Below are 22,722 nucleotides of genomic sequence, written 5' to 3' on the forward strand. Positions count from 1 at the left end.
CCGCCATACAACTCAAATCTGGACGCCGCCCCAACCACCCACTGGCGTCCAATCCGCCATACATCTCCAATCTGGACGCCACGCCAACCGCCCACTGGCGTCCAATCCGCCCTACACCTCCAATCTGGACGCCGCCCCAACCCGTAAGTGGCGTCCTCCAACCAATCCCGTACCCGCCAGTCCCTCAAGTGTCATCACTTAAACCGCCAGTCCCTCAAGTGTCATCACTTAAACCGCCAGCCCCTCAAATTTGAATACCAGACCCGCCAGTCCCCCAAATGTCAATACTTAAACCACCAGAAACTGGTTTTTAAATAATCTTAAGAATCTTGCCAGTCCCTCTTAAGAATGGAACCGTATACTTGTACAGGATAAAGATGACGGGGAGGCATAGGCCATGAATATATTGATACTTACTGCCAGGTTTGGGATGGGTCATATCAAGGCCGCAGAGGCAGTTAAGGAACAGCTGGATGAGGACAGCAGATATGATGAGGTTAAGGTAATAGATTTTGTTGAGTATTTGTTTCCGCATTTAAGCGCATGGATATACAGGAGTTTTAACAGGCTGGTAATGAATCAGACCGGCCTTTATAACAAGGCCATTTCTTTTACGGATAATGTGAGCCTTCTGCCAATGAAGGCATATATTTCCTGGAAAATCGGCCGGTTGATTGAAAGCAGTAATGCCAGCGGGGTGATAGCAATTTTTCCATGCTGTTCCAGGTATATTTCTGTATATAAGGAGTTCACCGGATCAAAGATCCCTCTGTACACTTGCATTACAGACATTCATCCCCATAGTGAATGGGTTGCAGAGGACACGGACGGATATTTTGCGGGAAGCCAGGAGACTGTGCAGCAGCTGGTGAATAAAGGGGTTCCTCGCTCCAGGATTTTTGTTACCGGCATACCGGTGAAAAAAGCGTTTTGCCATGGAAATCAGGAAAATCCGTATGACCGCAGGAACGTTGAAAATGCACCAGAAATTCTGGTAATGGGCGGAGGCCTGGGCCTGGCTTCCAGCAGCCATAAGCTGAACGAACTTCTGGAATCGGCTGCAAAGGATTACGGTGCCAGGGTTACAGTGGTGTGCGGTAGTAACGAGAAGAGAAAAAAAGAACTGGAGGCTGCTCATCCGGAATTTAAGGTAATGGGGTTTGTAAACCATGTGGACCGGCTCATGAAAGACGCTGATGTTTTAATAACGAAGCCTGGGGGCATAACATTGTTCGAAGGAATTTCTTCAGAGACTCCTCTGTTTTTTCTGGAGCCCCGCTTGAATCAGGAAGTTTACAACGCAAAGTTTGCGGAGAAAAACCACGTGGCAAAGGTCATCTGGTCTGCAGAGGATGCAGATACAAAGGAGCTGATGGAATTCATATCAGATAAAGATGAAATCCGCCATATGAAAGAGTCTATGGCAACCTTGAAAAAAGACTGCTACGGCAGCAGAATTGGGGACATCATGTACCTGGACATAAAGAAGAAGCATCATCAGTCCGTAATGGACGGCAGAAATACAGACAATATAGACGATAGAAACAGTGTGGGAATTTTCAGCTATGAGTGTTAGTAAAAAAAATAAAATTCTGGTTGCAGGTATGGCTGCGGCAGCAGGGCTGGGATATTACAGCGTTTTGCCTACTGTGAGAGAGAAGTATCCGTATATGCTGAGAAACAAAATTGCCTGGAGAATGGAGAAAACAGGTGAAATGGAAGCAGGAAAGAAACCTGTTTTCCTGACCTTTGACGACGGCCCCGGACCCCATACAATGGAACTGCTGGATCTCCTTGAACAGTATGATGTGAAGGCAACTTTTTTCATAGTTACGTCCTTTGCTGAAAAGTATCCAGAAACCATAGAACGCATGAAAGAAGAGGGCCACGAAATAGGGCTCCATTCCTATCTCCACAAGAGCGGGCTTTTTGCCAGTCCTGTTTTTACAAGAAAGACATTCCGGCGGTCCCTGGAGATCATGAACAAAATGGATGTACATCCAACGCTTTACAGAGCACCCTGGGGTGAGATCAACCGGGAAACTGTAAGGCAGACTGATAGAATGAACCTCAAGAGAGTGTACTGGACAGTAATGGCAGAAGACTGGAGAGGGGGCCAGAGCTGTCAGGTGACAGCAGAAAAGCTTTTTGCAAGAGTCCATCCTGGAGACGTTATCTGCATACATGATGGACGGGGGAAAAATGACGCTCCCGCAAGAACCATCGAGGCCCTGAAAATGGTGCTGCCAGTGTGGAAGTCCATGGGATACACATTTGAAACTATGAAAAAATAGTTTTTACCTGGCGGAGGTTACGGAAGTAGTTGTTGTAATATAATATAGAAAGCGGTGGTAGTTTATGGCAACTGAAGGCAAAATCCTGCCTGATGGAGGAAGGAATATGAATTACAAGGTTCTGGTTGCAGAAGACGATAAAGATATAGCCAATCTTTTAAAGCTGTATCTTAACAGCAGCGGATATGATGTGAAAATAGCTTCCAATGGGGAAGAGGCATATGACATGGCACTTGAGTGTCCCCCTGACATCGGAGTTTTTGATATCATGATGGACAAGATGGACGGCTACGAGCTGACCATGAAGCTGAGGCAGAAATATACTTTTCCAATAATCTTCCTTTCAGCTAAAAATCTGGATACAGATAAGATCCTGGGCCTTGACCTGGGAGCAGACGATTACATGACCAAACCCTTCAATCCACTTGAAGTAGTTGCACGGGTAAAGTCTAATCTGAGAAGGTATTATCAGTTCAACGATGGTTCCGAACAGGAAAAACAGGAAAAATCCAAGGACGGAGATGTTTACCAGGTATAGGATTTGGTGCTGGACAATGAGGGAAAGACGGTTACCCAGGATGGCCGCCTTGTGGAGCTGACTTCCACCGAATTCAAGATCCTGGCGCTGTTTATGAAAGACCCGGGAAGGGTTTACACAAAACAGCAGATTTGTGAAAACGTAATGGGTGACTATTTTCAGTCAGACGACAACAGCATTATGGTTCATATTTCCAATTTGAGAGACAAACTGGGAGATGATTTCCGCCATCCAAAATACATTAAGAACATAAGAGGCCTTGGATATAAAATCGAAAAGGAATAGCATTCATGGATGTAAGCAAAAAACCGGAACTGCCTATAAAAAGAGGAAGCTTCGTTGCAACAATAATAAGGAATCATATACTTTTTTCGGTGTTCCTGGTGGTCCTGATTTATGTGGTAGTGGTTCTTGTAACCATAAATACCTTTGATTCCAGCATTAACAAGAATGTCAAGAATCTGGCCTCAGATTATTCTGAATCTGCAGAGTTTAAAAATGTGAATATACACAGATATCTGAATGGCAACAGCGGAGCGGTGATCCTGGACAAAAATGGAAAGACTGTTTTTCATACTGGAAGATGCCCGATCAAAGAGTTTACTCCTGATGGACTGAAGCTGATTCCAGCCAGAGACCAGATCGTAGATATAAGTGTAAAAAAAGCTGAAAACGACGACGGACAGCAGGTTATCTTCGTGCGCCGGATATGGACAACTGATCTGTACACGGATTATGTGGATTTTGGTGATGTTGATGTGCTGGATTCAGATCACAATGTAATATATTCCACTAAGTTTTCTGATAAAACCCGATATTCTCCAGATGAATACAAGCTGCTTACTGGAAAACTGGGAAAGGATATCAGCGTAAGAAAGACGGGATTCAAGAAAACATCAGAGAGCACAGGAAAAAGTGAGAAATACACACTGGTTGCATTCAGCCAGCCGGATTCTGTGTCTGCCATGAACAGGCGGGAGAGAAACAGCATCTTCATCATTCTTGGAACAGTGGCCGCATACTTCGCACTTCTGATGATTTTTTCCCTGATAATCTCAAGAAAGGTAAAAACACCTATACATGCCCTGGAGCAGGCTATGAGTGATGTGAGCAGGGGAAAAACCGGCGGTATTATCGTCTATGAAGGACCTACTGAGTTCATGGATATGTGCCACAGTTTTAACACCATGTCAAAGAAGCTGCAGGTGTCAGAAAATGAAAATCAGGAAATGCGGGAAGCCCAGCAGAGGATGATTTCCGGTGTAGCTCACGATCTTAAAACACCTATAACGGTTATACAGGGATATGCCAAGGCCATCAACGACGGAATTGTGGCACCTGAAGATCAGAAAAAATACCTGCAGACCATCGAGGAGAAAAGCACCCAGCTGACGGAGCTGATCAACGAATTTCACCAGTATGCAATGATGAACAGGCCGGAGATGAAATTCGACCTGGAGAAGGTCAATATCTGCGAGTTTACAAGGGAATACCTGGCAGGAAGGTATCAGGAACTGGATATTGAAGGAAGAGAGCTGGAACTGGATATTCCTGATGAGGAAATCATGGTTTCCATAGATCAGTCCCACTTTACGAGGGTTTTCGACAATCTGGTTAATAATTACCTCAGGTATTGCGGCGAAGGGTCTACGCTTTTCTGTTCTATTAAACAGCGGGATGACAAGGTGCTGGTCATCATGGGAGATAACGGACCGGGAGTCAGCGAAAACGTCATATCCACAATCTTTGATCCTTTTGTAAAAGGCGATTCTGCCAGGGCGTCAAGAGGCTCTGGCCTGGGACTGTCAATTGTGAAGGAGGTCATCGAAGGCTGCGGGGGCACCATAGTTTTAACAAAACACCCGAGAAAGCCTATGAACACGGAATTTATTATTACGCTGCCAGTAAAATAGCCGGCCTGTGGCCGGTTGCCTGGGGCGGGTTCAGTGGCTCTCCGCTGTAGTTTAATTCATGAGTACACATCCCGAAAAACTGAGTATACAAAAAAATCACATATTTCTGATAATTTTCATACTTCTTGGTCTGATGTCATGGTACAATATCACCCGTACAAAACGATATTTTTCTAAAATGTCATCAGATAAAAGGGAGTAGTTGGCCGGAGACAGGATTGCTTTCCGGTGGCTGCATTCGTCAGGACGCCGTTTTACGGCCGGGTGCAGCAGTGTTCCAGGCATTCAGATGGATAGCAACGAGACTTTATTGCAGACATGTCTGTGGTGAAGTCTCGTTTTTGTATGTTCTCAATGATGTTAACCATATGTTTTCGTCATGGGAAGAAGGAAAATTACTGGAATTTTGAAGGTTTACTAGAAAGGAAGATTGGGTTAAGCATGGAAGATAAGAAATTTTATCTCGAAAGCTCTGAACAGGTGCTGTCTGACCTTAAGTCCTCACCTGAAGGACTGACCGCCAATGAAGCGGAAGAACGGCTCACCAGGTTCGGACCGAACAAGCTTAAAGAAGAAAAGAAGGAGCCTGCCTGGAAGCGTTTTCTGGCACAGATGAAGGATCCAATGATCATCATCCTCCTGGTTGCAGCATTTATTTCAGCAGTCCTGGATGTTTATCAGGGAACAGTTCCCTACGATACGTTCATAATTCTCTTCGTAGTCATCGTTAATGCCATCCTGGGAGTGGTTCAGGAAAGCAAGGCGGAGGCTGCCATTGAGGCGCTGAAAAAAATGGCCGGGGCCACTACCAGAACTGTCCGGAATGGAGAGACAGTAATCATTCAGAGCACTGACCTGGTGGCAGGAGATGTGATTCTCCTGGAGGCAGGAGACGCTGTACCAGCTGATGGGAGAATCCTGGAATCAGCAAGCCTGAAGGTGGAGGAAGCGGCATTGACAGGTGAATCTGTTCCTGTTGAAAAAATATCTGATGTTCTTTCTGACAAGGGAGAGGATGTGGCTCTGGGAGACAGAAGGAACATGGTTTTCATGGGAAGCACTGTTGTATACGGCCGTGCCAGAGCAGTTGTTACTTCCACAGGTATGGATACCGAAATGGGAAAGATAGCAGATGCTATTTCCCAGGCAAAAGAAGGCCTTACTCCTCTTCAGATAAAATTGGCCCAGCTCAGCGGAATCCTGACAAAGGCCGTTGTGGGAATCTGCGTATTTATTTTTGCCTTTGACGTAATCAGATCCCTGGTGACAGGTCAGAGTCTGGGCATCCAGAACATTCTCAGCTTCTTCATGATTGCTGTTTCCCTTGCGGTTGCTGCAATTCCTGAGGGACTTGTGGCAGTTGTCACAATCGTTCTTTCCATTGGTGTAACCAAGATGTCTGAAAAGAGCGCTATCATCAGGAAGATGTCTGCTGTTGAAACCCTGGGATGCACTCAGATTATCTGTACAGACAAGACAGGTACACTTACAAAAAACCAGATGACCGTCACAAAAACTTATTCTTCTGATGATGACCTTCTTGCCGCTGCTATGGGACTGTGCAATGACGGTGAAATCCAGGCAGATGGAGAAAGTGTAATAGGAGAACCAACAGAAGCTGCCCTTGTGGTCTTCGGAATTAAACAGGGATGTCCTAAGAATGAACTTGAAAAGACCCAGCCGAGAGTTGGAGAGATTCCCTTTGATTCCGGAAGGAAGATGATGACTACAGTTCATCGTAAAGATGGATGCTTCATTCAGTACACTAAAGGCGGTCTTGATGAAATCATGAGCAGATGTACCACAGCTCTTGTTGATGGAAAGGTGGTTCCGCTCACTGACGAAATAAGAGATCAAATTGTAAGAGAAAACAAGAAAATGGCAGACCAGGCCCTGAGAGTTCTGTCCTGTGCCTTCAGGTCTTACGATGAAAAGCCTGAGACATGGACAAGCGATGCCCTGGAAAATAACATGACTTTCATCGGAATGTGCGGAATGATCGATCCGGTTCGTCCGGAAGTTCAGGCTGCCATTCAGGAGTGCAGAAATGCAGGTATTACCCCTGTAATGATAACAGGAGACCACAAGGACACTGCAGTAGCAATTGCAAAAGAACTTGAGATTATTACCGACAGCAGCCAGGCCGTCACTGGCGCTGAACTGAGCAAAATGGATGATGAAGAGTTCAAAAAACGCATCAAAAACATCCGTGTATATGCCAGAGTTCAGCCTGAACACAAGACCAGAATAGTCAAGACCTGGCAGGAGCTGGGCTACGTTACAGCGATGACAGGTGACGGAGTAAATGATGCTCCTTCCATAAAAACAGCTGATATCGGTGTTGGAATGGGAATCACCGGAACAGACGTTACAAAGAACGTTGCCGACATGATCCTGGCCGACGACAATTTTGCAACTATTGTTGCAGCAGTTGCCGAGGGCAGAAGAGTATACGACAACATCAGAAAAGCAATCCAGTTCCTGCTCAGCTCCAACATGGCAGAAGTTCTGTCAGTGTTCTTCGCTTCAGTAATGGGATTCACAGTGCTTCTGCCTACCCATCTTCTGTTCATCAACCTGATTACAGACTGCTTCCCGGCACTGGCTCTGGGAGTTGAAGAACCAGAGAAAAACATCATGGATCGTGAACCCCGGAAAAAGAACGATGGAATTTTTGCCGGCGGAATGGCCTTTGACACAATATACCAGGGCGTAACCGTCACCGTTCTTACCTTGATCGCTTACTTCATTGGAAAATCCGGTGATGCTTCCATCACCGCCAGCGGCTACAGCAGCCTTGGGGTCACAATGGCATTCTTCGTAATGTCAATGTGCGAGATCTTCCATTCCTTCAACATGAGATCAAGAAGAGAAAGCATCTTCAGACTGGGAAAACTTAACGTTCCCCTTCTCCTGGCAATGCTGGCTTCTCTGGCACTCACAACACTGATCGTTGAAGTACCGGCCCTGGCCGCAATGTTCCAGTTCAGATCAGGCGGCCTTGACCCGGTTCACTATGCAATCTCCTTCGGACTGTCAATCCTGGTAGTCCCAGTAGTAGAAATAGTTAAACTGATACAGAGAAAAACCGGCAAATAATAACTCCAACAGCAGGTTCCAGGACAGACAATATCCAAACAAGATTCGTAGAAGGTTTATTCCCTTGGGAGAATAAACCTTCCACATTAAAGAGATGAAGGCAACTGCCCGCTTTCCAGAATTATGGAAAGCCAGGCAGTTGCCTGTTTTATTTTGCGGAATTCCGGGGATATTGGTGGGTGAATTCTGATGTAGCATGGCGTCCAAATGTTGCATGGCGTCCAAATGTTGCATGGCGTCCAAATGTTGCATGGCGTCCAAATGGCGATGAAAGCGTAGATTGGACGCCACATGTTGACTGACGAGGCGTCCAGATTGGAGAAGATGTGCGGAATGGACGCCATGTGATTGAGTGGGTGGCGTCCAGAATTTTAGAGGCGATGGAAATGGACGCCACATTTTGACTGACGAAGCGTCCAGATTAGAGAGAACGGAAAGACTGGACGCCATGTAATCTGGCAAGTGGCGTCCAAATTATGGAGAGCAGCAGGAACAGACGCCGGCGTCCGAGTTGAGTGGCGTCCAGATTGGAGAAGCTGTGCGGAATGGACGCCATGTGACTATGTGTGAGGCGTCCAAATGGCGATAAGAGCGTAGAATGGACGCCAGCGGTGAGTGTGTGAGGCGTCCAAATCGGGGAAGCTGAGCAGAACGGACGCCGTGTGATTGTGCGTATGGCGTCCAAAACATGATAGGCGTGCAGAACGGACGCCACATGTTGACCGACGAGGCGTCCAGAATTTTAGAAGCGAATGAAATGGACGCCACATGTTGACTGTACGCCCACCGATAATTCTTACCTGGCGTCCAGATCTCAATGCCGCCATCTTTAGACGGGTGAAGATATTTTTTTACAAGAATACCGTGTATTTAGTACAATAGCGGAGGCGGGCTTTTGGAAAATTACAGAAGCCGGTGTATTTTACTGTAAGCTTTAAACTTAATAATTTAATAAGAAATTCAACCCGGTTTCCTTAATGGCTGCCGGTTATCCTGTATACATCGAATGGAGGCAGAAATGAAGATACTGATTTGTGACGATGACAAGGAAATTGCCAGAGCAATAGGAATTTATCTGAGAAATGCCGGGTATGAAACTGTTGAGGTCCACGATGGAAAGTCAGCGGTGGACGCGGCAGGGGATCCGGATGTGCAGCTTATAATGATGGACATTATGATGCCTGGAATAAACGGAATTCAGGCAACAGAGGCCATCAGGAAGATCAGGAATATTCCTATAATAATGGTTTCTGCAAAGGGTGAGAGTTATGACAAGGTCAGCGGGCTGGACAGCGGTGCGGATGACTATATTACAAAGCCTTTTGATCCGGTGGAAATGGTGGCCAGGGTGAAGGCGTGCCTGAGAAGATATACTTCTCTGGGAAGTAAGGAAATACGGCCGTCAGTTCTGAAGACAGGAGGACTGGAGCTGGATACGGAGACCAGAGAGGTTCGGGTTGATGGAGAGCCTGTGGTGCTTACGCCAAAAGAATTCGGTGTTCTGGAATACCTGATGGAACAGCCGGGAAGAATTTTTTCGATGGAGCAGATTTACGAGGCTGTCTGGAAAGAACCGGCATACAATTTTGAAAATACTGTTGCAGTTCATATTCGCCACATTCGCGAAAAAATCGAGATTGACCCGAAGAATCCCCGCTATCTGAAGGTGGCCTGGGGTGTGGGTTACAAGATCGAAAAACTAGATTAAGGCTGCTTTGGGAGGCATGATGATATGGATGAAAATATGAATGAGAATGCCAATGAGAATACGAATGAAATTATGAATGAAAACATGAATGAAAACATGAATGAAAACATGAATGAAAAAACTTCTTTTTCGCGGAGGACGGTGGTTTGGGCGGTGTCCAGCATTGCAGCAGTGGCAGCGTTTTTTACTACAATCTGGTTTGCCATGGAGGCGGCTGTAACAGACTGGCTTTTTTCACTGTCATACGATCATTATGAACAAGGGACGGCTGATGTGGTTAAAAATACACTGAAATCCTTCAGCAGGGGAAATAGTGTAAAGCAGATGATACAAATTGCTGTAGTGATGGGAATAGTCACATTGGCAGCAATTGTGGTTTCAATAATCACTTCAGGAAAAAAATCTGAGGGGAAAGTCAGACTGGCTCCTGGAGACCGGTGTTTTGGAGAGATACAGGTTTTTGGAGGAATACTGGCAGGCTGTGCTTACTATCCGGCGGTTCTGCTGATGATTGCCGGAATTACCGGGGCTCAAAAATTCCTGCCTGGAAGGATAACCAGAAGTCTCATTGACAATACAGCTTCCCTGGACGGGGGGATAACCTGGAATCAGATTGTTGACAGGACTGGAGGAATAACAAAGATTGTATCTCCATGGTTTGCCCTGACAATGGGAATACTTATGGTAATTGCCATTACGGTATTTGAACTCTGGGTGATACAGAGCATCACAAGAAAGCTGAAAAACCGCAGCTTCTGGAAGAATACAATAATAGGAAAGCTGCTGTTTGCAGGTAGAAATCTTTTCCAGAGGAGCACGAAGACTCAGCTTAAAATAATGGGGCTGGCCCTGGCAATGATAATTCTTTCCGCTGTTTTCCCCGTAGGAACAATAATTGCAATTGTGCTTGTAATGTGGCAGCTGCCTAAGTATCTGAAAAGATTCAGCGACATTGAGAAGGCAGCAGAACAGACTGCATCAGGAGATCTGACAGTTGAAATGCCCCGGCTGTATAACGGAGATGAGCTGGACAGGCTGTCGGCAAGCATAAATTCAATATCAGATGCTACCAAAATCGCAGTGGACAAAGAGCTGAAGAACCAGAAGATGAAAACAGATTTAATTACCAACGTTTCTCACGATTTGAAAACTCCCCTCACATCAATGGTAACCTATGTGGATCTCCTCAAAAATGAAGGGCTCCAAAGTGAAAATGCAGAGGAATATCTGGATATCATAAGCCAGAAAACCGAAAGGCTCAGAAGACTGACACTGGACCTTTTTGATGCAGCAAAGGCATCAAGCGGGGATCTGCCTGTGGAAATAGGCAGAGTGGACCTGGCATCCCTTGCCAGTCAGAGCGTAGGAGAATTTTCCGATGATTTCCAGTCCAGAAACCTTCAGGTTATCATGGGTGGAGAGGACAGCGTAAATGTAATGGCAGACGGAAGATATCTGTGGAGAGTTATGGAGAATCTTCTCAATAATATAAGGAAATACGCCATGGAGGGAACGAGAGTATATATCGACCTTTCATCGGAAGGAGGAATGGGAAAAATTTCTGTAAAAAACATGTCATCTACTCAGCTTAATGTACCGGCTGAAGAGCTGGTTCAGCGTTTTGCAAGGGGTGACGAATCCAGAACTACAGAAGGCAGCGGGCTGGGCCTGGCCATAGCAAAGGACCTGACAGTACTTATGAAAGGGCAGCTGAAAATTACAGTAGACGGAGATCTTTTCAAGGCTGAGGTAATGCTGCCCCTGGCAGAAGATTAGCTTACGGCTTATTAGCCCCCGAGCTGGATCATGCGGTCAATCGGTTTCCTGGAGAGGGTGATAACTTCTTCTGGAAGCACGATTTCTTCTCCGCCCTTTCCGGCAACGGCATTGTAAACATCCATCAAAGTGGTCATCTTCATGTTGTAGCAGACGCAGTTCTCGGATAAGAGATAGAACTGTTTATCCGGATACTGGAACTGAAGGTGCTGGACAATGCTGGCTTCCGTTCCGATGATGAACTGGCTGGCATCACTTTCTCCGGCGTATTTCATGATTCCCGTGGTGCTTCCCACGTAATCGGCCATTTCTACAACAGAAGGCCTGCATTCCGGGTGAACGAGAAGGAGAGCATCAGGATGGGCAGCTCTCATCCTTTTTACATCGGAGGAGCCTGTTCTCATGTGGGTAGGGCATCCGCCGTTATAAAACTTAAAATTCTTTTCAGGGCACTGCTTCTGTACCCAGTCTCCCAGGTTAGGATCAGGTATGAACAGAATGTTTTTGTCAGGAAGGGCCCTGATAATCTTAACTGCTGAAGAAGATGTAACCACCACATTGACGGCAGTCTTAAGCTCAGCTGTAGTATTGATATAGGCCACTGTAGCGTATCCCGGATTCTCTTCCTGCATTTTAAGGACGTCTTCTCTGTTCATTTCCATAGCCATAGGGCAGCCTGCCACAGGATTAGCCAGGATAACCTTTTTATCTGGAGAAAGAGTCTTGCAGGTTTCAGCCATGAATCTTACACCTGACATGACGATGGTTTTCTGAGGAGTGGCGGCAGCTTTCTTGCTGAGAGCAAAAGAATCGCCGATGAAATCGGCAACTTCCCATATATCCTGGCTCTGATAAGCGTGGGCCAGGATACACACGTCGTTTTTCTTTTTCATCTCTATAATCCGGTCCTGCAATTCTCTAGTGTTCATTTGGAAAAATCCTTTCACAGTTTGTTATTTTACGGCAGATCGTAGTTCTTTTGATATGCATTTGTTATGCGACATTTGTCAGTATAGTTTTACAGATGGATACTGTCAAGACATGTGTATATATTTTCTTTACACCTGTCTTGACAGTAAACTTTTGCAGCAATATAATACGTGACAGTTCAGCGGGAAAGTTTGTACCGGATACCCGCAGACCTTAGAGAAATGGATAATGTTTTTAAAGGAGATACAGAAAATGAAAACTGAAGTCCTCATTATCGGCAGCGGATGTTCCGGCCTCTATGCTGCACTGCAGCTGCCTGGTCACAGGAAAATTACCGTAATAACCAAAGAAGATCTGGAAAGCAGCGATTCCTATCTGGCTCAGGGCGGCATATGCATGCTGAAGAATGACGAAGACTACGACAGTTATTTTGAAGACACCATGAAAGCCGGGCACTACGAGAATGACCGGGAATCTGTGGATATTATGATCCGGTCTTCCCAGGACGTAATTAAAGACCTGATCAATTATGGAGTGAGATTTCAGCGCAATGAAGACGGAACTCTTGATTACACCAGAGAAGGAGCCCATTCACATAAGAGAATTTTGTACCATGAGGACATTACAGGAAAGGAAATAACCAGCCATCTCCTGGAACAGGTCCGTAAGCTTCCAAATGTTCAGCTGCTGGAATATACCACAATGATAGATATCATTGAGAAAAACAACACCTGCTACGGTGCCGTTGTCCGTAAGAAAGACGGCTCTCTGTTCAAGATTGAGGCCGGTGTTACCATAATGGCTACAGGAGGAGTAGGAGGACTTTTTGCCCACTCCACAAATTTCAGACACCTTACAGGTGATAGCCTTGCCATAGCCATTAAGCACGGTATAGGTCTGAAAAACATAAACTATATTCAAATTCATCCTACAACCTTCTACTCGGAGAAGCCGGAGGACAGAAGCTTCCTCATCTCTGAGTCAGTAAGAGGTGAAGGAGCAAAACTTCTGGACAAGAACGGAAACCGTTTTACCAATGAGCTTTTGCCAAGGGATTTGCTGACCCAGGAGATACGGAAGCAGACCAGGAAAGACGGAACGAAGTTCGTGTGGGAGGATCTGCGGCCAATTCCACGGGATGTGCTGGAAAACCACTTCCCTAATATTGTGGAGCACTGCAAGGAAAACGGCTACGACCCGTTTACACAGCCGATTCCAGTGGTGCCTGCCCAGCATTATTTTATGGGCGGCATAAAGGTAGACCATCAGAGCAAGACTACAATGAACCAGCTGTATGCAGTAGGAGAAACGGCGTGCAACGGCGTTCACGGCAAGAACAGACTTGCCAGCAATTCACTGCTGGAGAGCCTGGTGTTTGCTAAAAGGGCAGCCCTTGATATTGAAAACAACTGGAATAAGAACAAGCTTGACCATGAAGCTGTGGAAAAAACAGATCTGGGAGAATACCAGGACGTAGATGCACTGGAGGAGACATATACAAAACTGGTTCAGGATGCAATTGACGCAGCAAATAACGGAAAGCCATCAGGAGCTGAATACAGAACAGCGTAACACCGGGGAATTCCCTATATCCCGGAAAAGGAAATTGATTTTTTCATAAATAACAAAAGAAGAACGGCGAGAGGACAAAAGGAAATGTACGATCCTGTAACTATGAAATTAAACGTTGAACCCCTTATAATATCTGCCCTCAGAGAGGACATTACCAGTGAAGATGTTTCCACCAACTGCGTGATGCCCGGATACAAGGAGGGAACTGTAGATCTGATATGCAAGGAGGACGGAGTGATCTGCGGCCTTCAGGTTTTTGAGAGGGTGTTCACACTTCTGGATGAGAAAACAGAGGCGGTATTTTCCGTTAGTGACGGGGATCTAGTTGAAAAAGGACAGAAGATCGGCACCATTAAGGGGGATATACGGGTGTTGCTTTCTGGGGAGAGGACGGCACTCAATTTTCTGCAGCGGATGAGCGGTATTGCCACCAGCACACGGCGCATGGCTGAACTCCTTGAGGGAACAGGGATAAAGCTGCTGGATACCCGCAAGACCACGCCAAACAACAGGATTTTTGAAAAATACGCAGTCAGAACCGGCTGCGGCAATAACCACCGCTACAACCTGTCAGACGGAGTGATGCTGAAGGACAATCATATCGGAGCTGCAGGGGGAGTTGCTCAGGCCGTGAAAATGGCGAGAGATTATGCCCCATTTGTGCGGAAGATCGAGGTGGAAGTGGAGAATCTGGACATGGTAAGAGAGGCTGTTCAGGCAGGGGCTGATATTATCATGCTGGATAACATGGATCACCAGACTATGGCTGAGGCTGTAGAAATCATCGGAGGACGGGCTGAAATAGAAATTTCCGGAAATGTCACTGCCGAGAAGGCTGGGTCAATAAGGGATCTGAAGGTGGACTTCGTTTCAAGCGGCGCGCTGACTCACAGCTCGCCAATACTTGATCTTTCTCTGAAACATCTGAAACCAGCAGAATAATTGAAAGATGGGTTTCCGGGTATTAAAATAAGATCAGGTTACAGGTTGCATTCTGGAGGTTAGGATGAAGGGAGAAGAGAGAAGAGAAAAAATATTAAAGGCTCTTCGGGAAAGCCGGGATCCCATTTCGGGCGGACGCTTTTCGGAAGCCCTTGGAGTCAGCCGCCAGGTGATCGTCCAGGACATAGCGCTGCTGAGAGCTGGAGGATGTAATATTTATTCCACCAGCAGAGGATATGTTCTGGAGGAGAAGAATCTGGCAACCAGGGTGTTCAAGGTAAGGCATACTGATGAGCAGGTGGAAAAAGAGCTTACAACAGTAGTAGACAACGGCGGTGCAGTGGAGGATGTCTTCGTATATCACAGGGTATACGGGGTAATCCGGGGACAGCTGAACATCCATTCAAGACGTGATATTGCCGAGTATCTGCAGGATATTGAAAATGGCCAGTCCAGGCTTCTGTCCAGGGCCACAAACGGATATCATTATCATACGGTTACCGCAGACAGTGAGGAGATTCTGGACTTAATTCAGGAGAAACTTCAGGAAGAAGGGTTTCTGGCAAAGCTCCAGGATTATGAGCCTGTGGACTTCTGGAACAAGGCAGGGAATATATGATCCAGGGTTGCTGGCATTTGGATGCAGACAGGAAGTAAATAAACAGTAATGATTTAATAAGATTTAATAAGAGACCGGGCAGGTTCGTTGTTTCATAACAACCTGGCCAGTTTTTTTGTTGTTTGGCATTTCTCATGGAATCATGGTTTTAGTGGAGCAAATAGGAGTGAACCGGCTGCAGAATGGATATCTGAAGAAAATGAGAATAAATGATTGACAATATGATATCTGATTGATATCATTCAGATATAAACACAGGGGCTATTATTATAAAGAATTAATTTGAGGAGTAAGGTCATGGAGGAGAAAAAAATGGAAGAGAAGATCTATAAGAGCCGCCGTCTTGGCATGCCAGTGCTGATCCTTGTTCTGGTTCTTTATGGAGCAGCAATCTTTTATGTGGTATCTGTTGCCATTTCAGGTGGCAATGATCATTCCCCACTGTTCATTCTGAGTATACTGTGGATGTGCTTAGGCTGGATGCTATTTATGGGTCTCAGGGTAATCAGACCTCAGGAGGCAGCTGTTCTCACGCTCTTTGGTAAATATGTGGGGACTTTAAAAGAACCTGGGTTCTATTTTGTGAATCCTTTCTGCACAACCTTCAACCCTGCAGCAGATACAAAGCTGAACCAGAGCGGGGATGTAGATGGGGGAAAGAAAAGCATTTTCAAAGCAAAAGGAATCAATGACGAAGGGGCGCAGGCCGGCGGAAGCAAGAAGATTTCTCTTAAGATAATGACCCTGAGCAACAACAGGCAGAAAATAAATGACTGTCTGGGAAATCCGGTGGAAATCGGCATTGCCGTAATGTGGAAGGTAAATGACACCGCTAAAGCCGTGTTTAATGTAGATAATTACAAAGAATATCTTTCCCTTCAGTGTGACGCAGCACTTAGAAATATTGTAAGGATTTATCCATATGATATTGCACCGGGAGTTGACACAACAGGAGATGGTATGGCAGATGAGGGAAGCCTGAGAGGATCCAGCGAGGAGGTTGCACTCCGCATACGCAATGAGATCCAGTCAAGAGTGGAATTTGCAGGACTGGAGGTAATTGAGGCCAGAATAACATATCTGGCATATGCCCCTGAAATTGCGGCAGTAATGCTTCAGAGGCAGCAGGCTTCTGCTATTGTTGATGCCAGGAAGATGATCGTTGATGGTGCAGTGGGCATGGTTGAAATGGCTCTTGAGAGACTCAACGAAAATGGGATTGTAGACCTTGACGAGGAACGGAAGGCAGCGATGGTATCTAATCTGCTGGTAGTCCTCTGCGGAAATCATGATGCCCAGCCGGTGGTAAATTCCGGATCATTATATTAAAATAATATTAATTCTAGGACGGGAAGGTGCAGATGAGTTCTAAAAAGCAAATTCCATTGAGAATAAGTGAGAAACTGTATGATGCTATTGCAGCCTGGGCAGAGGACGACTTCAGATCTGTTAACGGACAGATAGAATATCTTCTTACTGAGTGTGTAAGGCAGCGGAAGAAAAACGGGAAATACGTTTCTGAGCATCTGGACGAACCGCCAGAACTGGATATTAAGTGATATGTACGGTAAAGTGACGGTATTAGATTGATATAGCACCACAGTTAATAAGGAACCAAAAAATAGAACAAGCTCCGGTATCTGATCGATTCAGATACCGGAGCTTGTTAAATTTCGTTTTAATTCTTTCGCTTTAATGCTGCCTAAAAAGCCTTTCCTTCACAGCCCAGAACGTCTTTGATCTTGTGGGCTACGATAGCTTTTACATTTGCTCTTCCAACTTTCAGGTAAGTTCTCGGATCGAACACAGAAGGGTCTTCTGCCAGAGCCTGTCTTACTCCTGCAGTCATTCCCAGGCGAAGATCGGAGTCGATGTTGATCTTGCATACTGCTGATCTTGCTGCTTCTCTCAGCTGATCTTCAGGAACTCCCAGGGCGTCTTTAAGGGCACCGCCGTGTTCGTTAATAATCTTTACATATTCCTGTGGAACTGAGGAAGCTCCGTGGAGAACGATAGGGAATCCAGGAAGTCTGTTTTCTACTTCGTGGAGAATGTCAAATCTCAGGTGAGGATCCGTTCCCGGCTTGAACTTATATGCTCCGTGGCTGGTGCCGATGGCAATGGCCAGAGAGTCAACTCCAGTTCTTTCTACAAATTCCTGTACATCATCAGGGTTAGTATATGAGGAATCTTCAGCACTGACTTTCACATCATCTTCGATTCCTGCCAGAGTTCCCAGCTCTGCCTCTACTACTACGCCACGTTCATGAGCATAGTCAACAACCTGCTTTGTAATAGCAATGTTTTCGTCGAAAGGCTTGCCGGAAGCGTCGATCATTACAGAAGTAAATCCATTGTCTATACAGTCCTTGCAGAGCTCAAAGCTGCTGCCGTGATCCAGGTGAAGTGCAACCGGAAGCTCAGGATACATTTCGAGAGCCGCTTCAACCAGCTTAACAAGATATACTGAATTTGCATATTTCCGGGCTCCAGCAGATGCCTGAAGGATTACAGGAGCCTTAAGCTCCCATGCTGCATCGGTAATACCCTGAACGATCTCCATATTATTTACATTGAAAGCGCCAATGGCGTATCCACCATCATAGGCTTTCTTGAACATTTCTGTTGTGGTAACAAGTGCCATTTAGAATAACTCTCCTTTCTTCCGCCTGTGAGGCGGTCATCTGGTACAGCTCTGAGTTTTTTCAAACCATCTAGTGCAGGCAAGTGTTGATTGCCGCATATACTAAAATTATAGCATACTTAATCTGTTTTCGGACATTAAAAAAGACAGGCGCTACAGCCTGCCTTTTTTCGGCAAATATACTCTCAATGTGACGATTCCGATAGTCACAAGAGCCAGCAGAGTGTACGCCAGATAAACCAGTTTGCCTTCTTCCATAGAGACATCCCTTCGGTCAATAAGAAAAAATAATTACAAATTAATATTAAGTTGAAAAAATAACAAAATCAACACTTCAACTTAAAAAACACAAATTGTGCATTGAAGGGGCAGGCATAATGTAGCAGGTCATCTCAGGACATTTCACTCTTTTCAATTTATTTATTCTACAGGCTTAGGATTATATCTTACTTCGCCTACATTGTAGACGGTGACAAAGGCCTTCGGATCTGTTTTCGACAGGAAGGTCATGAGCTTCTGATACTCGTTCTTATCTACAATCACCAGCACCTCCTGGCGAATCACCTGGTCATAGGCTCCTTTTACCTCGTAAATACTTGCGCCGCTATGGAGTGTGTGAAGAACGTAATCAATAATTTCATCCTGGTGATCAGAAAGAATGCACACTCTCCGTTTGATGTTTCTTCCGAAGATAAAGTGGTCCAGCACAATTCCCTGGAAGTAGGTTCCCAGCACTGAGATCACAACTGTCTTGCTGTCGTAGGCCAGGGCAGCAGTGAGGGCGATGAGAGTTCCCAGTATGGAAAAGGATTTACCAATTTCCATGTGAAAGTACTTGTTCATTATCTTTGTGATAATATCCAGACCTCCAGAGGATGCGTTCAGGGAAAACAGCATGGCCATGGCGAAGCTTACGGAGACTATGTATGTCAGTGCATCCAGGGCCTGGCTGCCAGTAAGAGACTTGTTATCCGGCAGGAGAATTTCATACATCCTCTGGAACAGCGGAATAGCAATAGAAGTATAGACAGTCTTAGCTCCGAATTCCTTTCCTACAAAGATAAATCCTACAACCAGGAGGATCAGATTCATTATCAGCGTCAGAGTGGCCACTGACAGGGGAGTGAAGTTAGTCAGCACAATGGCAAGTCCTGTAACGCTTCCCAGGGCCGTATGGCTTGGCATTAGAAAGAAGAAGACGCAGGTGGCCACAAGGAATGAAGCTATAGTTATAAGAAAGTATTCTTTAATGGTATTTTTTTTGATCAAATCGATCCCTCCATAATCCCGGTGTAACTCCGGCATTTAAAGTCCCGGGCAGTGACTCCGGGAAACGTGCTTGTGAATTATAGCACTATTGGACAAAAGTTTGAACTTTAATTGCCAATCACCGGGGAAAATAGTAATATGTACGGAGTTTCCGGCCTGATTGAGGGGACGGCCGGGGAATATGGAGGTTGATATTGGAAAATTTCAGACAGCTCATTGCAGCTTCGGTGGAACGATATGGAAACAGAACTGCATTTACGCTTAAGGAAGGCAAGGGAAGATACAGGGATATTTCCTATAACAGGTTCGGCGAGGACGTAAGATGCCTGGGACAGGCTCTTCTGTCCAGGGGATACCAGAATCAGCCAGTTGCCATTATCGGAAAGAACAGCTATCAGTGGGTTCTGGTTAACGCTGCAGTGCAGGTTGCAGGAGGCATATCCGTGCCTCTGGACAAGGAACTCAAATATGATGAATTCCTGGAATGCCTGATAAGATCAGAGGTAAAGGCTGTCTTCTACGACAAGAAAGAAAAAGAAAACGTGGAAAAGGCTGTTGCTTCAGGACTGACAAAGGTAGAAGAAGCATTTCCGCTTTTCGGAATAACAGGAGACAAGAAAGAAGAAACTATTTTCGATTTAACAGGTTACGGAAGCGCACTCCTTGGAAACGGAGAAACTGGCATTGATGATGTGGAGATTGACGGAAACAGGACCTCTGTTCTGCTTTTTACCTCAGGAACCACATCCCAGTCAAAGATAGTTATGCTGTCTCAGAAAAACATTGTTTCCAACGTAGACAGTGTAATGCTGCTGAATATCATCCGCGAGGACGACACTAACATTGCTCTTCTGCCTTACCATCACACTTTTGGAGGCACAGGCCAGTGGGTAATGCTGGCAGCAGGAGCAAGAACTGTTTACTGCGATGGCCTGAAGCACATACAGTCCAATTTCCGGGAATATGGAGTGTCTGTTTTCGTCGGCGTTCCCCTGATTGTCGAGACTCTTTACAAGAGAATTAAGAAAACAGTAGAGAGCAAGAAGATGTCCGGCAGGGTAATGGCTCTCAGGCTGATGACAAGAGGCCTGGACAAAGCCGGAATTGATGTTAGAAGGAAGGTTTTCTCAGGAATTCAGGATGCCCTTGGCGGTCACATGAGAATGGTCGTTCTGGGCGCTGCTGCGGCGGATCCTGAATGCATCAAAGCCCTTAACGATTTTGGCATTACCTGCATCCAGGGATACGGCCTCACAGAAACATCGCCGATTCTTTCGGCCGAGAGGCCTGATCACTTGAGATCCGGATCTGTAGGACTTCCTCTTCCGGGAATTGAGATGAAAATTGACATGCCTGATGACAACGGTGTAGGAGAGATTCTGGCAAAAGGAAACAACATAATGGCCGGCTATTACGGTAACAAGGAAGCAACTGACCAGGTTCTGGAAGATGGCTGGTTCCATACGGGGGACCTGGGCCGCCGGGACAAGGACGGATATTTCTACATTACAGGCCGGAAGAAAAACGTAATCGTTCTGAGAAACGGCAAGAACGTATTTCCGGAGGAGCTGGAGCAGGAAGTGTCTCAGCTGCCTTATGTCCTGGAAAATATAGTTCTGGGCGTTCCGGACGGTGGCGACGAGAGAGATCCTGTGGTTACCCTGAAGCTTGTTTACAATCCCGATTCTTTTCCAGGCAAGACCAGTGAAGAAATATACGATCTGGTGAAGAATGATGTGGAAAAAATAAACGACACCACTCCTCCGTACAAGAGAATTCGAAAGATTATGGTAACAGATGAACCGATGATCAAGACCAGCACAGGAAAAGTTCGCAGGTTCATGGAACTTCAGAAGATTACTGAAGAAAATGCGTGATTATTTACTGAGAAATAGGTTATAGTATACCGGTACAGTTATTTGCGAAAGAGATTATTGAGTTCCGTTTTATTCGGGAAGAAGGGAGAACAAAATGGCTGTAGAAAGAACTTATATCATGCTGAAGCCTGACTGCGTGAGAAGGGGCCTCATGGGCAGAGTGATCTCAAGGATTGAGGACAAGGGCTACAAGATCGTTGACGCTAAGATGATGCACCTGACCAGCGAGAAGCTGAGAGAGCATTATGCTCACCTGGTGGACAAGCCATTTTACCCTGACCTGGAGGCATTCATGATGTCAGGTCCGGTTCTGGCCATGATCGTAGAAGGGGAAAATGCTATTCTTGGTATGAGAAACCTCATGGGCGCCACAAAATTTGAAGATGCGGCTGCAGGTACAATTAGAGGAGACTTTGCCAACACCACAACTGAGAACCTTATTCACGGTTCCGACTCCCCGGAGACAGCCGAGGCAGAGATAAAGAGATTTTTCGGCTAAATATTCGGCTAATTAACTGCAACTGCCTTAATGTAAGCAAATTGTATTAATTTACAAAATATTCATGGCAAAATAAAGCCTTGACATAATTGCTTATCTGTCGTAACATAAACATACACTTTACCGCTTTACTTAGTTAAAGCGGTAATATTTTGAAACATTTACTTTACTACGGTAACACACTAATATCATAGAGCAAGGGAGAATGGAATGAAGAGAAAGATTCTGGCACTAGTACTAGTATGCGTAATGGCAGGAACAATGGGTCTTCTCACAGGATGCGGAGCAGGGCAAAGCAAAACAGACTGGGAGTATATTAAGGACAAGGGAACTCTGGTAATCGGACTGGACGACACTTTTGCACCAATGGGATTCAGAGACAAGGATAACAAGCTGGTAGGATTCGATATAGATCTGGCAAGAGCAGTCGGCAAGGAACTGGGTGTAAAGGTTAAGTTCAAGCCAATTGAATGGAAGGCAAAGGAAGCTGAGCTGAAGTCCAAGAACATCGACTGCATCTGGAATGGTATGTCAGCAACACCGGACAGACAGAAGAGCATGTCCCTTTCCAAGAAATACCTTGAGAACAAGATTCTGGTAATGTCCCTGAACCCTTCACTGAATATTAAGAGCGCTGACGAGCTTAAGAATTACAAAATCGGCACACAGGCCGGATCTGCCGCTCTGGAGGCTATTCAGAAGAACTCAAAGTACGATGAGTTTAAGGATAATATTTCAGAGTACGACACATACGACCAGGCTATTCTGGACATGAAGGCAGGAAGAATAGATGCAGTTGCAATTGACCAGGTATACGCTATCTACAATAATGCAAACAAGGACAGACTTTATCAGTCCGACTTTAACTTCGGCGCAGATTACTATGCAGTAGGCTTCAGAAAAGAAGACAAGGAGACTACAAAGAAGTTCAACGAGGCACTGAAGAAGGTTATCGACAATGGACAGGCTGAGGAGATCAGCCAGAAGTGGTTCGGAACAAATATGGTAGTTTTCGAGGGATATAGCAAATAGTCAAGTGAAA

19 protein-coding genes are annotated in these 22,722 nt (G+C 45.6%); 16 read left to right on the plus strand and 3 right to left on the minus strand.

All coding sequences use genetic code 11. The features are described from left to right. Positions 1–397 precede the first annotated feature (397 nt). From FYJ66_RS06795 to FYJ66_RS06825, 8 genes are all read left to right on the plus strand, one after another. On the plus strand, positions 398–1,576 hold the full coding sequence (locus tag FYJ66_RS06795; RefSeq protein ID WP_154572762.1) for an MGDG synthase family glycosyltransferase: 1,179 nt from the start codon (positions 398–400) through the stop codon (positions 1,574–1,576). Beyond that, positions 1,566–2,294, plus strand: coding sequence for a polysaccharide deacetylase family protein (locus tag FYJ66_RS06800; RefSeq protein WP_154572763.1), 729 nt, complete (start codon positions 1,566–1,568; stop codon positions 2,292–2,294). The genes FYJ66_RS06795 and FYJ66_RS06800 overlap by 11 nt, the downstream gene beginning before the upstream one ends. 64 nt (positions 2,295–2,358) lie before the next feature. Next, positions 2,359–2,832, plus strand: a complete 474-nt coding sequence (locus FYJ66_RS09415) for a response regulator transcription factor (RefSeq protein WP_338071172.1) — start codon at positions 2,359–2,361, stop codon at positions 2,830–2,832. A gap of 6 nt (positions 2,833–2,838) precedes the next feature. Then, positions 2,839–3,117: a winged helix-turn-helix domain-containing protein gene (locus tag FYJ66_RS09420; protein ID WP_338071186.1), complete on the plus strand. Its 279-nt coding sequence runs from the start codon at positions 2,839–2,841 to the stop codon at positions 3,115–3,117. A 5-nt stretch (positions 3,118–3,122) separates the two neighbouring features. Next, a complete protein-coding gene (locus FYJ66_RS06810; RefSeq protein WP_154572764.1) occupies positions 3,123–4,745 on the plus strand; it encodes a HAMP domain-containing sensor histidine kinase in 1,623 nt (540 codons plus the stop codon). A 441-nt stretch (positions 4,746–5,186) separates the two neighbouring features. Further along, a complete protein-coding gene (locus FYJ66_RS06815; protein ID WP_154572765.1) occupies positions 5,187–7,844 on the plus strand; it encodes a calcium-translocating P-type ATPase, PMCA-type in 2,658 nt (885 codons plus the stop codon). Between the two features lie 1,018 nt (positions 7,845–8,862). Then, entirely contained in the window at positions 8,863–9,552 is a 690-nt protein-coding gene (locus FYJ66_RS06820) for a response regulator transcription factor (RefSeq protein ID WP_154572766.1), read from the plus strand. Between the two features lie 24 nt (positions 9,553–9,576). Then, positions 9,577–11,328 carry a HAMP domain-containing sensor histidine kinase gene (locus tag FYJ66_RS06825; protein WP_154572767.1) on the plus strand — a complete coding sequence of 584 codons (1,752 nt, stop codon included), beginning with the start codon at positions 9,577–9,579 and terminating at the stop codon, positions 11,326–11,328. 11 nt (positions 11,329–11,339) lie between these two features. Here FYJ66_RS06825 and nadA read toward each other — a convergent pair whose 3' ends face one another. After that, complete coding sequence (gene nadA, locus FYJ66_RS06830) at positions 11,340–12,257, minus strand: quinolinate synthase NadA (protein WP_154572768.1); 918 nt, start codon at positions 12,255–12,257, stop codon at positions 11,340–11,342. A 253-nt stretch (positions 12,258–12,510) separates the two neighbouring features. Between nadA and FYJ66_RS06835 the strand changes: the two genes are divergently transcribed. From FYJ66_RS06835 to FYJ66_RS06855, 5 genes are all read left to right on the plus strand, one after another. After that, positions 12,511–13,830, plus strand: a complete 1,320-nt coding sequence (locus FYJ66_RS06835; RefSeq protein WP_154572769.1) for an L-aspartate oxidase — start codon at positions 12,511–12,513, stop codon at positions 13,828–13,830. A gap of 84 nt (positions 13,831–13,914) precedes the next feature. Then, on the plus strand, positions 13,915–14,772 hold the full coding sequence (nadC, locus tag FYJ66_RS06840; RefSeq protein WP_154572770.1) for a carboxylating nicotinate-nucleotide diphosphorylase: 858 nt from the start codon (positions 13,915–13,917) through the stop codon (positions 14,770–14,772). A 64-nt stretch (positions 14,773–14,836) separates the two neighbouring features. Continuing rightward, positions 14,837–15,391 (plus strand): transcription repressor NadR, encoded by a 555-nt coding sequence (locus tag FYJ66_RS06845; RefSeq protein ID WP_154572771.1) that lies wholly within the window; start codon positions 14,837–14,839, stop codon positions 15,389–15,391. Positions 15,392–15,688: 297 nt separating this feature from the next. Then, a complete protein-coding gene (locus FYJ66_RS06850; protein WP_465250563.1) occupies positions 15,689–16,720 on the plus strand; it encodes an SPFH domain-containing protein in 1,032 nt (343 codons plus the stop codon). 32 nt (positions 16,721–16,752) lie between these two features. After that, positions 16,753–16,950, plus strand: coding sequence for a type II toxin-antitoxin system antitoxin (locus tag FYJ66_RS06855; RefSeq protein WP_154572772.1), 198 nt, complete (start codon positions 16,753–16,755; stop codon positions 16,948–16,950). A 143-nt stretch (positions 16,951–17,093) separates the two neighbouring features. Here FYJ66_RS06855 and fba read toward each other — a convergent pair whose 3' ends face one another. Continuing rightward, positions 17,094–18,035: a class II fructose-1,6-bisphosphate aldolase gene (fba, locus tag FYJ66_RS06860; protein WP_154572773.1), complete on the minus strand. Its 942-nt coding sequence runs from the start codon at positions 18,033–18,035 to the stop codon at positions 17,094–17,096. 420 nt (positions 18,036–18,455) lie between these two features. Then, complete coding sequence (locus tag FYJ66_RS06865; RefSeq protein WP_154572774.1) at positions 18,456–19,304, minus strand: YitT family protein; 849 nt, start codon at positions 19,302–19,304, stop codon at positions 18,456–18,458. 194 nt (positions 19,305–19,498) lie between these two features. Here FYJ66_RS06865 and FYJ66_RS06870 point away from each other — a divergent pair, with 194 nt between their 5' ends. From FYJ66_RS06870 to FYJ66_RS06880, 3 genes are all read left to right on the plus strand, one after another. Next, a complete protein-coding gene (locus tag FYJ66_RS06870) occupies positions 19,499–21,181 on the plus strand; it encodes an AMP-dependent synthetase/ligase (protein WP_206157024.1) in 1,683 nt (560 codons plus the stop codon). A 94-nt stretch (positions 21,182–21,275) separates the two neighbouring features. Beyond that, on the plus strand, positions 21,276–21,680 hold the full coding sequence (ndk, locus tag FYJ66_RS06875) for a nucleoside-diphosphate kinase (protein ID WP_154572776.1): 405 nt from the start codon (positions 21,276–21,278) through the stop codon (positions 21,678–21,680). A 210-nt stretch (positions 21,681–21,890) separates the two neighbouring features. Beyond that, a complete protein-coding gene (locus FYJ66_RS06880) occupies positions 21,891–22,712 on the plus strand; it encodes an amino acid ABC transporter substrate-binding protein (protein WP_154572777.1) in 822 nt (273 codons plus the stop codon). Positions 22,713–22,722 lie beyond the last annotated feature (10 nt).

The organism is Allobaileyella intestinalis (assembly GCF_009695865.1).
GTDB lineage: Bacteria > Bacillota > Clostridia > Peptostreptococcales > Anaerovoracaceae > Allobaileyella > Allobaileyella intestinalis.

Excerpts from the sequence above, each read along its gene's own strand:
- FYJ66_RS06795 (WP_154572762.1), top strand. The coding sequence starts at position 398 with ATGAATATATTGATACTTACTGCCAGGTTTGGGATGGGTCATATCAAG.
- FYJ66_RS06800 (WP_154572763.1), top strand. The coding sequence starts at position 1,566 with ATGAGTGTTAGTAAAAAAAATAAAATTCTGGTTGCAGGTATGGCTGCG.
- FYJ66_RS09415 (WP_338071172.1), top strand. The coding sequence starts at position 2,359 with ATGGCAACTGAAGGCAAAATCCTGCCTGATGGAGGAAGGAATATGAAT.
- FYJ66_RS06810 (WP_154572764.1), top strand. The coding sequence starts at position 3,123 with ATGGATGTAAGCAAAAAACCGGAACTGCCTATAAAAAGAGGAAGCTTC.
- FYJ66_RS06815 (WP_154572765.1), top strand. The coding sequence starts at position 5,187 with ATGGAAGATAAGAAATTTTATCTCGAAAGCTCTGAACAGGTGCTGTCT.
- FYJ66_RS06820 (WP_154572766.1), top strand. The coding sequence starts at position 8,863 with ATGAAGATACTGATTTGTGACGATGACAAGGAAATTGCCAGAGCAATA.
- FYJ66_RS06825 (WP_154572767.1), top strand. The coding sequence starts at position 9,577 with ATGGATGAAAATATGAATGAGAATGCCAATGAGAATACGAATGAAATT.
- nadA (WP_154572768.1), bottom strand. The coding sequence starts at position 12,257 with ATGAACACTAGAGAATTGCAGGACCGGATTATAGAGATGAAAAAGAAA.
- FYJ66_RS06835 (WP_154572769.1), top strand. The coding sequence starts at position 12,511 with ATGAAAACTGAAGTCCTCATTATCGGCAGCGGATGTTCCGGCCTCTAT.
- nadC (WP_154572770.1), top strand. The coding sequence starts at position 13,915 with ATGTACGATCCTGTAACTATGAAATTAAACGTTGAACCCCTTATAATA.
- FYJ66_RS06845 (WP_154572771.1), top strand. The coding sequence starts at position 14,837 with ATGAAGGGAGAAGAGAGAAGAGAAAAAATATTAAAGGCTCTTCGGGAA.
- FYJ66_RS06850 (WP_465250563.1), top strand. The coding sequence starts at position 15,689 with ATGGAGGAGAAAAAAATGGAAGAGAAGATCTATAAGAGCCGCCGTCTT.
- FYJ66_RS06855 (WP_154572772.1), top strand. The coding sequence starts at position 16,753 with ATGAGTTCTAAAAAGCAAATTCCATTGAGAATAAGTGAGAAACTGTAT.
- fba (WP_154572773.1), bottom strand. The coding sequence starts at position 18,035 with ATGGCACTTGTTACCACAACAGAAATGTTCAAGAAAGCCTATGATGGT.
- ndk (WP_154572776.1), top strand. The coding sequence starts at position 21,276 with ATGGCTGTAGAAAGAACTTATATCATGCTGAAGCCTGACTGCGTGAGA.
- FYJ66_RS06880 (WP_154572777.1), top strand. The coding sequence starts at position 21,891 with ATGAAGAGAAAGATTCTGGCACTAGTACTAGTATGCGTAATGGCAGGA.